General features: G+C 59.2%; 13 protein-coding genes. 9 read left to right on the forward strand and 4 right to left on the reverse strand.

Features of this window, described 5'->3' with window-relative positions; genetic code table 11:
- Positions 1-200 precede the first annotated feature (200 nt).
- Together fdxA and mutS are read right to left on the reverse strand one after the other, a co-directional pair.
- Positions 201-524, reverse strand: a complete 324-nt coding sequence (gene fdxA, locus ACIO0C_RS27785; protein ID WP_401317112.1) for a ferredoxin FdxA — start codon at positions 522-524, stop codon at positions 201-203.
- 142 nt (positions 525-666) lie between these two features.
- Positions 667-3,246: a DNA mismatch repair protein MutS gene (gene mutS / locus ACIO0C_RS27790; RefSeq protein WP_401317115.1), complete on the reverse strand. Its 2,580-nt coding sequence runs from the start codon at positions 3,244-3,246 to the stop codon at positions 667-669.
- Between the two features lie 193 nt (positions 3,247-3,439).
- Between mutS and ACIO0C_RS27795 the strand changes: the two genes are divergently transcribed.
- From ACIO0C_RS27795 to recX, 6 genes are all read left to right on the forward strand, one after another.
- Entirely contained in the window at positions 3,440-4,183 is a 744-nt protein-coding gene (locus tag ACIO0C_RS27795; protein ID WP_401317169.1) for a helix-turn-helix transcriptional regulator, read from the forward strand.
- A 119-nt stretch (positions 4,184-4,302) separates the two neighbouring features.
- Complete coding sequence (locus ACIO0C_RS27800) at positions 4,303-4,653, forward strand: phage holin family protein (protein WP_401317118.1); 351 nt, start codon at positions 4,303-4,305, stop codon at positions 4,651-4,653.
- 165 nt (positions 4,654-4,818) lie between these two features.
- Positions 4,819-5,382 (forward strand): glycoside hydrolase family 19 protein, encoded by a 564-nt coding sequence (locus tag ACIO0C_RS27805; RefSeq protein WP_401317120.1) that lies wholly within the window; start codon positions 4,819-4,821, stop codon positions 5,380-5,382.
- Positions 5,383-5,523: 141 nt separating this feature from the next.
- Complete coding sequence (locus ACIO0C_RS27810) at positions 5,524-6,024, forward strand: CinA family protein (protein WP_401317122.1); 501 nt, start codon at positions 5,524-5,526, stop codon at positions 6,022-6,024.
- Between the two features lie 83 nt (positions 6,025-6,107).
- Positions 6,108-7,166 (forward strand): recombinase RecA, encoded by a 1,059-nt coding sequence (recA, locus tag ACIO0C_RS27815; RefSeq protein WP_008060630.1) that lies wholly within the window; start codon positions 6,108-6,110, stop codon positions 7,164-7,166.
- Between the two features lie 8 nt (positions 7,167-7,174).
- The gene (gene recX / locus ACIO0C_RS27820; RefSeq protein WP_401317125.1) at positions 7,175-7,642 is read left to right on the forward strand and encodes a recombination regulator RecX; all 468 of its coding nucleotides are present in this window, start codon (positions 7,175-7,177) and stop codon (positions 7,640-7,642) included.
- Between the two features lie 44 nt (positions 7,643-7,686).
- Here the strand turns inward: recX and ACIO0C_RS27825 are convergent, their stop codons facing one another.
- Positions 7,687-8,805 (reverse strand): TIGR00730 family Rossman fold protein, encoded by a 1,119-nt coding sequence (locus ACIO0C_RS27825; RefSeq protein WP_401317127.1) that lies wholly within the window; start codon positions 8,803-8,805, stop codon positions 7,687-7,689.
- A 477-nt stretch (positions 8,806-9,282) separates the two neighbouring features.
- On the opposite strand from ACIO0C_RS27825, the gene ACIO0C_RS27830 reads away from it, so the two are divergent.
- Entirely contained in the window at positions 9,283-9,477 is a 195-nt protein-coding gene (locus tag ACIO0C_RS27830; protein WP_401317130.1) for a hypothetical protein, read from the forward strand.
- A gap of 1 nt (position 9,478) precedes the next feature.
- Here the strand turns inward: ACIO0C_RS27830 and ACIO0C_RS27835 are convergent, their stop codons facing one another.
- Positions 9,479-9,901 (reverse strand): PA3611 family quorum-sensing-regulated virulence factor, encoded by a 423-nt coding sequence (locus ACIO0C_RS27835; RefSeq protein WP_110748735.1) that lies wholly within the window; start codon positions 9,899-9,901, stop codon positions 9,479-9,481.
- Between the two features lie 189 nt (positions 9,902-10,090).
- Here ACIO0C_RS27835 and ACIO0C_RS27840 point away from each other — a divergent pair, with 189 nt between their 5' ends.
- Positions 10,091-10,834, forward strand: coding sequence for a tRNA-uridine aminocarboxypropyltransferase (locus ACIO0C_RS27840; protein ID WP_401317133.1), 744 nt, complete (start codon positions 10,091-10,093; stop codon positions 10,832-10,834).
- A gap of 219 nt (positions 10,835-11,053) precedes the next feature.
- Complete coding sequence (gene erdR, locus ACIO0C_RS27845) at positions 11,054-11,704, forward strand: response regulator transcription factor ErdR (RefSeq protein ID WP_180203233.1); 651 nt, start codon at positions 11,054-11,056, stop codon at positions 11,702-11,704.
- Positions 11,705-11,732: the final 28 nt, after the last annotated feature.

Below are 11,732 nucleotides of genomic sequence, written 5' to 3' on the forward strand. Positions count from 1 at the left end.
CTAGTATCGGTGTTGTGTCTACGGACAGACACGCCCTTCAAGGACGAGGGGAAAGGACATCGCAGGACGCGATTCATCAGGATGATGAAAAGGAACACAGGGAATAGGGAAAAAATGTGGGCGGGTCAGACCGCCCCTTTTTTTGCCTGCAGAAAAGCAAAAAGGCCCTTGTGGGGCCTTTTTCAGGAACGCGGGGATAATCAGCGTTCGAGGTATTCGAGCTTGCCTTGCTTGCCATCCCACTCAGCGGCATCGGGCAACGGATCCTTGCGTTCGGTAACGTTCGGCCAGACCTCGGCTAATTCGAGGTTCAGCGCGATAAAGTTTTCCATGCCGGCAGGGACTTCATCTTCGGAGAAGATGGCCACAGCCGGGCATTCAGGTTCGCACAGTGCGCAGTCGATGCACTCATCCGGGTGAATCACCAGGAAATTCGGGCCTTCGTAAAAGCAGTCCACCGGACAGACTTCTACGCAGTCGGTGTACTTGCACTTGATGCAGTTGTCGGTGACGACGAAGGTCATTTCTAATTTTCTCCTCAGGCGCGGCTTGCTGCGCCCCTTCACGTAGGGGTCGCAAGGTTTGGGAGCGATAGTCTGCAGGCCAGGCTAAAAGCCAGCAGCATCCCAAACCGCGCGAGATTCTAACAGCTTGCAAGCCGCTGCGTTAGACCCGTGTCTTTAGTGTATAGAGCATTTCGAGTGCGCGACGTGGCGTCATGTTGTCCAGATCGAGCTTGGCCAGTTCATCCAGCACCGGATGTGGCAGGCTGGCGAACATGTCGCTTTGCTGCGGCGCGGCCGGTTTGCCTTTGGTCGGCGCAGGCGCCTCATGGGGCAGGGCGGTGTCTTCCAGCCGGCTCAAGTGCTCACGGGCACGCACGATCACTTCGTTCGGCACACCAGCCAACTGCGCGACCGCCAGGCCATAGCTCTGGCTGGCCGGCCCTGGCAGCACATGGTGCAGGAACACGATGCGTTCGTTGTGCTCGGTGGCATTGAGGTGCACGTTGGCTACCAATGGCTGGGCTTCCGGCAGCACCGTCAGCTCAAAGTAGTGGGTGGCGAACAGCGTATAGGCCCGCAGGTGCGCCAGGCGCTCAGCCGCCGCCCATGCCAGGGACAGGCCGTCGAAGGTGCTGGTGCCGCGTCCGACTTCGTCCATCAGCACCAGGCTGCGGTCGGTGGCGTTGTGCAGGATGTTGGCGGTTTCGCTCATCTCGACCATGAAGGTCGAGCGTCCGCCGGCCAGGTCGTCGCTGGAACCGATCCGGGTGAAAATGCGGTCAACCAGGGACAATTCGCAACTGGCCGCCGGCACGAAACTGCCGATGTGTGCCAGGAGCACGATCAAGGCGGTCTGACGCATGTAGGTGGATTTACCGCCCATGTTCGGACCGGTGATCACCAGCATGCGGGTGTTGTCGTCGAGGCTCAGGTCGTTGGCCACGAACGGGGTGGTCAATACCTGTTCAACCACCGGGTGGCGACCCTGGTTGATGCGCATGCACGGCTCGCTGACAAAGCGCGGGCAGTTCAGGTCGAGGTTCAGCGCCCGTTCGGCCAGGTTGCTCAGCACGTCAAGCTCGGCCAGCGCAGCCGCGGTGTCCTGCAGGGGTGGCAGCTGGGCAATCAGGTCTTCGAGCAGTGCTTCGTACAGCATCTTCTCCCGCGCCAGGGCACGGCTCTTGGCTGACAGGGCCTTGTCTTCAAAGGCCTTCAGTTCCGGCGTAATGAAGCGCTCGGCGCCTTTGAGGGTCTGGCGGCGAATGTAATCGGCGGGTGCGGACTCCGCTTGCTTGCTCGGCAGTTCGATGAAGTAGCCGTGGATGCGGTTGTAGCCGACTTTCAAATGGGAGAGGCCGGTGCGGGCTTTTTCCCGGGCTTCGAGGTCAATCAGGAATTGCCCGGCGTTCTCGCTGAGCGATTGCAGTTCATCGAGTTCGCTGTCGTAACCGGTTTTTAACACGCCGCCATCGCGGATCACCGCGGGCGGGTTGTCGATGATGGCTTTTTCCAGCAATGCCGCCAGCTCCGGGTAGGTGCTGGTGGTGGTCGCCAGTTGGTTGAGGTGCGGCGCTTCCAGTTCGGTCATTGCCACTTGCAGTTGCGGCAACGCGCCGAGGGCGTCACGCAGGCGAGCGAGGTCCCGTGGACGGGCATTGCGCAGACCGATCCGGGCGAGAATGCGCTCGATGTCGCCGATTTCCTTGAGCTGTGGCTGCAGCTTTTCGAAACGGTAGCCGTCCAGCAGGCAGGTGATCGATGTCTGGCGCGCCAGCAACACGTTCAAGTCGCGCAGTGGGCGGTTCAGCCAGCGAGTCAGCAGGCGGCTGCCCATGGCGGTCTGGCAACGATCGACCACCGACTGCAGGGTGTTGTCGCGACCACCGGCCAGGTTGGTGTCCAGTTCCAGGTTGCGGCGACTCGCACCGTCCAGCACCACTGTATCGTCCAGGCGTTCGTGACGCAGGCTGCGCAAGTGCGGCAGGGCGGTGCGCTGGGTTTCTTTCGCGTAGGCCAGCAGGCAGCCGGCGGCCCCGATGGCCAGGGTCAGGTTTTCGCAACCGAAACCTTTCAGGTCCTGGGTCGAGAATTGCTGGCAAAGACTCTTCAGTGCCGAATCACGCTCGAAATCCCACGGCGCACGGCGACGAACGCCGCGACGTTTTTCGGCCGGCAGGTCCTTGGGCCAGTCATCCGGTATCAGCAATTCCACCGGATTGACGCGCTCCAGTTCCGCCAACAGGTTTTCCCAGCCCTTGATTTCCAGCACGCTGAAGTTGCCGCTGGTGATATCCAGCACTGCCAGGCCGAACAGGCGCTCATCGCCCAGGACAGCGGCGATCAGGTTGTCCCGGCGCTCATCGAGCAGCGCCTCATCGCTTACCGTACCGGGGGTGATGATCCGCACCACTTGGCGATCCACCGGGCCTTTGCTGGTGGCCGGGTCGCCGACCTGCTCGCAGATCACCACGGACTCGCCGAGCTTCACCAGTTTCGCCAGATAACCTTCTGCGGCATGGTAAGGAATGCCGCACATCGGAATCGCTTGGCCGGCCGACTGCCCGCGAGCGGTCAGGGTGATGTCGAGAAGCTTGGCGGCCTTTTTCGCGTCTTCATAGAAGATCTCGTAGAAGTCGCCCATGCGGTAAAACATCAACTGGTCAGGGTGCTGGTTCTTCAGGCGCCAGTACTGCTGCATCATCGGCGTGTGCGAGGACAGGTCGGAGAGGGCTTTATTCATCGGATTGCCAGGAAAACTCGTTCAAAAGGTGTGGGGCAAAAGCGGGCGTTGGCACGGCTTTTCCGCGATGGGCGCAAGGTTACCATGGGCAGTCTTGTCGACGCAGGCATCACGGCCGGGTGACGTCTTTATTGATGGTTCATGCATGATTTATGCAAATAAGCATTTGTCGTGGCAAAAAACTTCGAGCATTATGCGCGTTATGCAAAATCGCAATGTTTCGACCGTTTTAAGAGCGCTGCTCGATCAGCACGGTATCTCCCCCACGGAGCTTCACCGTCGCACCGGCGTGCCGCAATCCACGCTCTCGCGCATCCTCGGCGGGAAAATTGTCGACCCCTCCGATAAACACATTTCGAAGATCGCCGAATACTTCGCCGTCAGTACCGATCAGTTGCGTGGCCGGGTGGACATCGCGAAGGCATTGGGTGCCCGGCGTGAAAGCGCGCATTCGCAACTCACCGACATCAGTCTGTGGGACGACGACACCCCCATTGATGACGACGAGGTCTCGGTACCCTTTCTTCGCGAGGTTGAATTGGCTGCAGGATCAGGAAGATTCGTGATCGAAGAGAGCGAGCGCGCCAGCCTGCGCTTCGGCAAGCGCAGCCTGCGTCATAACGGCGTGCAGTTCGACCAGGCCAAATGCGTGACGGTGCGCGGCAACAGCATGCTGCCGGTGTTGCGCGACGGCGCCACGGTGGGCGTCAACGCCGGCAAGCGCGGGATCGGCGATATCGTCGATGGCGACCTCTATGCCATCAATCATAACGGCCAACTGCGGGTCAAACAGCTGTATCGACTGCCGACCGGGATTCGCCTGCGCAGCTTCAACCGCGACGAACATCCCGATGAGGACTATTCCTTCCAGGAAATGCAGGAAGAGCAGATCCTGATTCTGGGCCATGTGTTCTGGTGGGGCATGTACGCTCGTTAATCGTTGGTTGGCCTGTGACAGCCATTTCTTTCGGATTGAAAAATGCACTACTGCATTGACTGTATATGCATCCATGCATAATCTGACGCTCTACCGCTTGCATACCCTGGAGGCCTGACATGACACACGAGCAACAATTGTTGCTGGACCTGCCGATATGGCTGGTCGTCGCGCTCGCGGTGGTCAGCGGGGTGTCCGGGGAAATGTGGCGAGCCGACAAGGAGGGGGCTCGCGGCTGGTCATTGCTGCGACGAGTTGCTTTGCGTTCCGGGGCCTGCATGGTCTGCGGCGCATCGGCAATGATGTTGCTGTACGCCGCCGGCATGTCGATCTGGGCCGCGGGTGCCTTCGGCTGCCTCACCGCGATAGCCGGCGCCGACATGGCCGTCGGACTCTATGGGCGCTGGGTGGCCAGGCGTATCGGTATCGAGGACGGACCCTCGCGGGATTCTCGCCCCGACCAACAGTGAATGGGTGTCGCTCTGTTGGCTGCCATGGTCGCAGCGCTGCGTGGCATAACAATGCGCAACAATTGCTGGGGAGGCTTGCGTGAGGCAGGTCTGTAATCTTGTGTTCAGGGTGCGGCGCTCCCAGCCCCACCTTGCGAATTTCATGCATCAATCAAGGAGCGAGCGATGCACCTCACCGAGCAACAGTTACTCATGATTTTTCCAGGCGCCCGCACTCAGGCGGGTGTGTTCATCCTGGCTCTCAATAACGCCATGACACGCCGCAATATCAGTACCCCCGGGCGCATCGCCGCCTTCCTGGCGCAAATCGGCCACGAGTCGGGGCAGTTGCAGCATGTGCGGGAGTTGGGCAGCGAGAAGTATTTCGATAAATACGATACCGGGGACCTGGCCAAGCGCCTGGGCAATTCCCCTGAGCCTGACGGCGACGGTCAACGCTATCGGGGTCGTGGCCTGATCCAGGTCACCGGCCGCAGTAATTATCTGCAGTGCAGTCGGGCACTGTTTGCTGATGAGCGCTTGCTGCAGCAACCCGAACTGTTGGAGTTGCCACAGTGGGCGGCTGAATCCGCGGCCTGGTTCTGGGAACGAAACGGCCTCAATGAACTGGCGGATGGCGATGAGTTCAACAGTATTACCCGGCGGATCAATGGGGGCTTGAACGGGCTGCCAGAGCGTTTGCTGCTGTGGGAACGGGCAAAGGCGGTGTTAATCCCGCCCGCGGTCTGATCCGGCTGGCGACTGGCCGCCTGCAAGCCTTTGAGGCCTGCGTCAGAGCGTTTGCCCGCAAACATTTTGATCAGTCCTGTCACTTGCAAGCGCTACTCGCTCGTGTACGTTAGCTTCATTCCGTTCGATCAGGAGATGACCGTGAAAGAAATCACACAGCTGGCTGCTGAACTCGGCAGGCGCCTGCAGGTTCTCAATGCCCACGTCGCCGCCGCCGAATCCTGTACGGGCGGGGGTATCAGCGAGGCGATTACCCGGATCCCTGGTAGCTCGGCGTGGTTCGAGGCCGGTTATGTCACCTATTCCAACCGACAGAAGACGCTTCAGCTGAATGTTCCGACCGAGCTGTTTTCAACGGTGGGGGCGGTCAGTCGGGAAGTGGTCGAGGCCATGGTCCGTGGCGCGCAGGAAAAAAGCCGTGCGCGGTTTGCCGTGGCGGTCAGCGGGGTGGCAGGGCCGGACGGCGGTTCGCCTAGCAAGCCGGTGGGTACCGTTTGGCTGGCGTGGGGCGTCAACGACCAGGTGTTCAGCGAGGTACAGCACTTTGCCGGTAATCGCGACGAGGTCCGCCGACAAACGGTGAAGGCCGCGCTAGAGGGGCTGCTGCGCCATGCCGCGGGAGAAATCGCAAATCAGGGGTAGGCGATCTGCAAGCGCTGTGGAATAATACTGTCTACTTATACAGGTGTTGGCCGTCAGGCCTTATTGATTACGTGAGGACTTTAATGGACGACAACAAGAAGAAAGCCTTGGCTGCGGCCCTGGGTCAGATCGAACGTCAATTCGGCAAGGGTGCCGTAATGCGTATGGGCGATCAGGATCGTCAGGCGATCCCCGCCATCTCCACTGGCTCTCTGGGTCTGGACATCGCTTTGGGCATTGGCGGCCTGCCAAAAGGCCGCATTGTTGAAATCTACGGTCCTGAATCCTCCGGTAAAACCACACTGACATTGTCCGTGATTGCCCAGGCTCAAAAAGCCGGCGCGACCTGCGCATTCGTCGATGCCGAGCACGCCCTGGACCCTGAGTACGCCGGCAAGCTGGGCGTCAACGTCGACGACCTGCTGGTGTCCCAGCCTGACACCGGTGAGCAGGCCTTGGAAATCACCGACATGCTGGTGCGTTCCAATGCGGTCGACGTGATCATCGTCGACTCCGTGGCGGCGCTGGTGCCGAAAGCTGAAATCGAAGGCGAAATGGGTGACATGCACGTGGGCCTGCAGGCTCGTCTGATGTCCCAGGCACTGCGTAAAATCACCGGTAACATCAAGAACGCCAACTGCCTGGTGATCTTCATCAACCAGATCCGTATGAAAATCGGCGTGATGTTCGGTAGCCCGGAAACGACTACCGGCGGTAACGCGCTGAAGTTCTATGCGTCGGTTCGTCTGGATATCCGCCGTACGGGTGCGGTGAAAGAAGGTGATGAAGTCGTCGGTAGCGAGACTCGCGTCAAGGTTGTAAAGAACAAGGTGGCTTCGCCGTTCCGTCAGGCCGAGTTCCAGATTCTTTACGGCAAGGGCATCTACCTCAACGGCGAGATGATCGACTTGGGTGTTCTGCACGGTTTCGTCGAGAAGTCCGGTGCCTGGTATGCCTATAACGGCACCAAGATCGGTCAGGGTAAGGCCAACTCGGCCAAGTACCTGGCGGATAACCCGGATATTGCCGCAACGCTCGAGAAACAACTGCGTGACAAACTGCTGTCTCCGGCTTCGGTAGCGGATGCCAAGGCTTCTGCGGTCAAAGAGACCGAAGACGATCTGGCTGACGCAGATATCTGATTGATCCGATGACCGCCGTACTCGATACCCTCGTCGCGGTGCGGCGAACCGCAATGGACCTGCTCGCACGTCGCGAGCATGGTCGAGTTGAGCTGACGCGTAAACTGCGTCAGCGCGGCGCTCTCCCCGAAATGATCGAAACAGCACTCGACCGATTGACGCAAGAGGGCTTGTTGTCCGAATCCCGCTACCTTGAAAGCTTCGTTTCCTACCGTGCCCGTAGTGGCTATGGTCCTTTGCGCATTCGTGAAGAGTTGAGTCAGCGTGGCCTCCAGCGTAGCGACATCGAGCTCGCCCTGCGCGAGAGCGGCATCGACTGGCAGGAACAATTGCAGGACACCTGGCGACGCAAGTTTTCCGGGCAGTTACCGATAGATGCCCGGGAGCGCGCCAAGCAAGGCAGGTTTCTGGCGTATCGGGGCTACTCCATGGAAATGATCAGCCGCTTGTTCAGCGGCCGAGGGATGGACGATTGACTGAAACGGCTCGCTACTTCGATAGCGGGCCGTTTTTTTTCGCCTCACGTAACCTTTAATGGTTCTCGCGTTCGCTGCTGCGCCTGTGGCTGGGTATGTGCCCAGTTTTCCGGCAGGTTGATGTAATCCACCAACTCGCGCAGCCGGCCGTGATCACGGGCGGTGAAGGTGAAGGCCAACCGCGCCAAGTGGCTGAACCGTGGTTCGTCCTGCTCCTCGCCGTTATAGGCATGTTGATGGAATTGATCGCTCAGGCACAGGTCGGCGAATGCCTGCTGCATGTGTTCGAGTGCCACGTCACTGAGCTTGTGGTTCATGCGAATCACGAACTGGTGCTTGAGCCAGCGGCTGGAGTGGTAATTGCTGTAGAACTGGTTGATCTGCTCCACCGCTTCCTCGGCACTGTAGACCAGTTTCACCAGCTTCATGTCGGTGGGCAGGATGTAGCGATTCTCCTCCAGTTGATGGTGAATGAAGTCCAGGGCGCCCTGCCAGAACTTGCCACCTGGCGCGTCCAGCAACACCACGGGCACCAACGGGCTTTTGCCCGTCTGGATCAGCGTCAGTACTTCCAGCGCTTCGTCCAGGGTGCCGAAGCCGCCAGGGCACAGCACCAGTGCATCGGCTTCCTTGACGAAGAACAGCTTGCGCGTGAAGAAAAAATGGAAGGGCAGTAGGTTGGTGGTGCCCTGAACGGTGGGGTTGGCATGCTGCTCAAAGGGCAGGGTGATGTTGAATCCCAGGCTGTGTTCCAGGCCTGCACCTTCGTGGGCAGCGGCCATGATGCCGCCGCCCGCGCCCGTGATGACCATCATGTCCGAGCGCGCCAGGGCGGCGCCGAGTTCCCGGGCGAGGCCGTACAAGGGGTGTTCCACTGGTGTGCGCGCGGAGCCGAAGACTGTGACTTTGCGTCGCCCCTTGAATTGCTCCAGTACACGGAAAGCGTGCTCGAGTTCGCGCAGGGCTTGCAGGGTTATCTTGGCATTCCAGCGGTTGTGGTCTTCCTGGGCCATGCGCAGCACGGTCAGGATCATGTCGCGGTAGATCGGAGTGTTCGGGCTGTTGGGTGAAACCAGGTTGAGTTGCTCTTCGACCTTGCTGATGAGGTTGTGGCCGCTTTGTTCAAAATGACGGCTCAGGAGGTCATTCGGTTGGTAAGGCATTCAACTTCTCCTTCTGCACAGAGCCATCGGCTTCGACCATTGAAGCGCCAACGCCACGACACTTCATGTGTCGCTGTCTGCCCAGGCCCATGCCTGGGCGATTCACTTGACCCTGATCGGGTCATCCATACCGGCTCTGTTTTTCCCTTGGGTGAAAGAAACGTTCGCACAGTACAAGGCGAAACGGGTAGCCCTTTCCTGCCCTGACACAATGAACGTAGATACCTGAAATCTAGACCCTCGCGATGATTCGTGCTGCCTTGATCATTGCGCCGCAAAGTCTTTCCTGGCAACCGTTTATTGACGATTTGCAAGGTGCTTTCACCGCCCGTCCGAACCCGCCCCGAGTGCTTCGTACTCTGATTTACTAAGTTACAGGTATTACACGACAACTTGGCGTCAAGGGCAGGGCGCAGGGTATAAGCGGTTCAAGGATTTTTCGCTCATCACGAGCGAGGTGCAGGGAGCGGGTAAGCCATGGCCAGGGTCATTCTGGAGATCGATACGCAACTGTATCGATTGCTGAAGTCATCAGCCGAGATCAATCATTTGAGTCTCGAGGAGGAGTGCTGCCGGCGTCTTATGGACGCGGAGCGGCGTTCACGCTATTTGCAGGCGCTGGTGGCGGAACTGCGCGCCGAGGATGAACAGCGGCGCGCAAAATCCCACTGACTTACTTTTTCTTCTGGGTCGCTTTCGGGCAATCCGATTCCTGGTAGCTTGCAGAACCGACCGCACGGTTGGTCTTTACCTCGGTGAAGTCGTAACGCATGACCGCACCCTTGGCCATCAGCTTGCGGAAGGACGGGTTGTTGCATACCGAGGCGCCAAGCTGGAAGTACACAGCCTTGGGGTCGGCACGCATCTTGTTGGCGTGGCTGCTTTGCACGCTCAGGTGGTTGATCAGCACATTGCCTTCGACCGTGTAGCCCTGATCGAGAATGTCTTCATTGATCGCCCGTGGAGTGCCGACGCTGCTTTGGGTGGCGACGTTTCGCAGCTCTCTGTTCAGATTCTGCTCACTCAAGGACGCAGCCTGAGCGTTGAAGGACGACGCCAGCAGAATGGCAGCGGTGGGAACGATAAGGCGCAGCATGAAACTCTCCTGGGGCAGTGATGGGGGTTTGACCCACCACATGACTGTGCGTTCAGTGGCGGCGAATTATAGGGGAGCGGGCCTGGACGGTACAGGTTTGCGCCAGAGGGTCTGGTAAACTGCCTGTACTTTCACCCCTTGCCGAGTGCTTTTCGTGTCGATCTCTTTTTCCTGCCGGCGTGGCCTGCGATGAACCATGCTCCCAACGCCGTAGCCCGCCTGCGCGACCAGCGCGAAGAGGAAGGCATCAAGCCGATCCAGGCCCGTGGATGGCGGGCAACGCGCTGCCGTGCGTGCCGCGTGATCGAGAGTCACTGCCTGTGCGCCTGGCGCCCGCAGGTCGAGACTCGCTCCGGGGTGTGCTTGATCATGACCGGCAAGGAAGTTTTCAAGCCCAGCAACACCGGCTGGCTGATTGCCGATGTAGTGCGTGACAACCACGCATTCATCTGGTCGCGTACCGAAGTCGATCAACAGTTGCTGGCGTTGCTGTCCGACCCGCAATGGCAGCCTTATCTGGTGTTCCCGGGTGAATATGTCGCGCCCGAGCGGGTGACTCACGGCGTGGCGGTGGATCAAAGCAGGCGGCCGCTGTTCATCTTGCTGGATGCGACCTGGACCGAAGCCCGGAAGATTTTCCGTAAAAGCCCGTATTTCGACACGCTTCCGATCCTCAGTCTGTTGCCCGAGAAGCTCTCGCGCTATCAATTGCGCCGCTCCACCCGAAGCGAACACCTGTGCACCGCGGAAGTCGCGGCGTTGTGTCTCGATCTTGCGGGGGATGTAGAAGCAGCCGCGGCACTCGACGCTTATTTCGATGTGTTCAGCCAGCATTACCTCGACGCCAAGCGTCAGCTGGAAATGAATGTTTCGACCCCGGCGCACACCGAGTTGATGGCCTATGTTCAACCAGCAGTGGTATCGATGGACTGATTGTCGCCGATACTGCAATAAAGTGTACCGGCCATGTCGCTTGACCACCCCGGTTTCGCTGGGCATGCTTGGCGCCGATTAGGGTGCGGCCAGAGTTTGAAACGCCGTTTTTTGCGTTGAACGTGCCCCGTTGGTGCAGCTGCGTGGCTGTTACCTCGCGTTGTATTGGCGATACCCGAATGCATCGGGCATCCCGTGAAAAACAGGATCATTTGAAAAATGGCCACATACGAAATCCTGATTGCCGATGACCATCCTCTTTTTCGTTCCGCTCTGCATCAAGCCGTGACACTGGGCCTGGGGCCGGATGTTCGCCTGGTGGAAGTGGCGAGCATTGCCGAGCTGGAGGCACGCCTGGGCGAAAAGGCTGACTGGGACCTGGTGCTGCTGGATCTGAACATGCCGGGCGCGTATGGGTTTTCCGGGTTGGTGCTGTTGCGCGGCCAGTATCCGCAAATTCCTGTGGTCATGGTCTCGGCCCAGGAAGAAGCGACGATCATGGTGAAGTCCCGCGAATTTGGTGCAAGCGGTTTCATCCCCAAGTCCAGCGACCTGAGCGTTATCCAGAAAGCTGTGCGCGCGGTGCTCGATGGCGATGTTTTCTGGCCACCACAGGCGTTCGAAGCGGTCAGCGTTTCCGATGAAGCCAAGGCCGCCAGTGAAGGCCTTGCAAGCTTGACTCCGCAACAGTTCCGGGTGCTGACCATGGTCTGCGAAGGGTTGCTGAACAAGCAGATTGCCTACGAACTGAGCGTTTCCGAAGCGACCATCAAGGCTCACGTCACCGCGATTTTTCGTAAACTGAATGTGCGGACCCGCACCCAGGCGGCGCTGCTGCTGCAACAACTTGAGTCAATTTCAAGCCATTGAGCGCTGGCGCCTTCACGCTTTTTTGACT

The sequence above is a fragment of the Pseudomonas sp. NPDC087336 genome (genome assembly GCF_044744285.1).
GTDB lineage: Bacteria > Pseudomonadota > Gammaproteobacteria > Pseudomonadales > Pseudomonadaceae > Aquipseudomonas.

Bases quoted from the DNA above. Each gene is read 5' to 3' on its own strand.
- fdxA (WP_401317112.1), bottom strand. From the start codon at position 524: ATGACCTTCGTCGTCACCGACAACTGCATCAAGTGCAAGTACACCGAC.
- mutS (WP_401317115.1), bottom strand. From the start codon at position 3,246: ATGAATAAAGCCCTCTCCGACCTGTCCTCGCACACGCCGATGATGCAG.
- ACIO0C_RS27795 (WP_401317169.1), top strand. From the start codon at position 3,440: ATGCGCGTTATGCAAAATCGCAATGTTTCGACCGTTTTAAGAGCGCTG.
- ACIO0C_RS27800 (WP_401317118.1), top strand. From the start codon at position 4,303: ATGACACACGAGCAACAATTGTTGCTGGACCTGCCGATATGGCTGGTC.
- ACIO0C_RS27805 (WP_401317120.1), top strand. From the start codon at position 4,819: ATGCACCTCACCGAGCAACAGTTACTCATGATTTTTCCAGGCGCCCGC.
- recA (WP_008060630.1), top strand. From the start codon at position 6,108: ATGGACGACAACAAGAAGAAAGCCTTGGCTGCGGCCCTGGGTCAGATC.
- recX (WP_401317125.1), top strand. From the start codon at position 7,175: ATGACCGCCGTACTCGATACCCTCGTCGCGGTGCGGCGAACCGCAATG.
- ACIO0C_RS27825 (WP_401317127.1), bottom strand. From the start codon at position 8,805: ATGCCTTACCAACCGAATGACCTCCTGAGCCGTCATTTTGAACAAAGC.
- ACIO0C_RS27830 (WP_401317130.1), top strand. From the start codon at position 9,283: ATGGCCAGGGTCATTCTGGAGATCGATACGCAACTGTATCGATTGCTG.
- ACIO0C_RS27835 (WP_110748735.1), bottom strand. From the start codon at position 9,901: ATGCTGCGCCTTATCGTTCCCACCGCTGCCATTCTGCTGGCGTCGTCC.
- ACIO0C_RS27840 (WP_401317133.1), top strand. From the start codon at position 10,091: ATGAACCATGCTCCCAACGCCGTAGCCCGCCTGCGCGACCAGCGCGAA.
- erdR (WP_180203233.1), top strand. From the start codon at position 11,054: ATGGCCACATACGAAATCCTGATTGCCGATGACCATCCTCTTTTTCGT.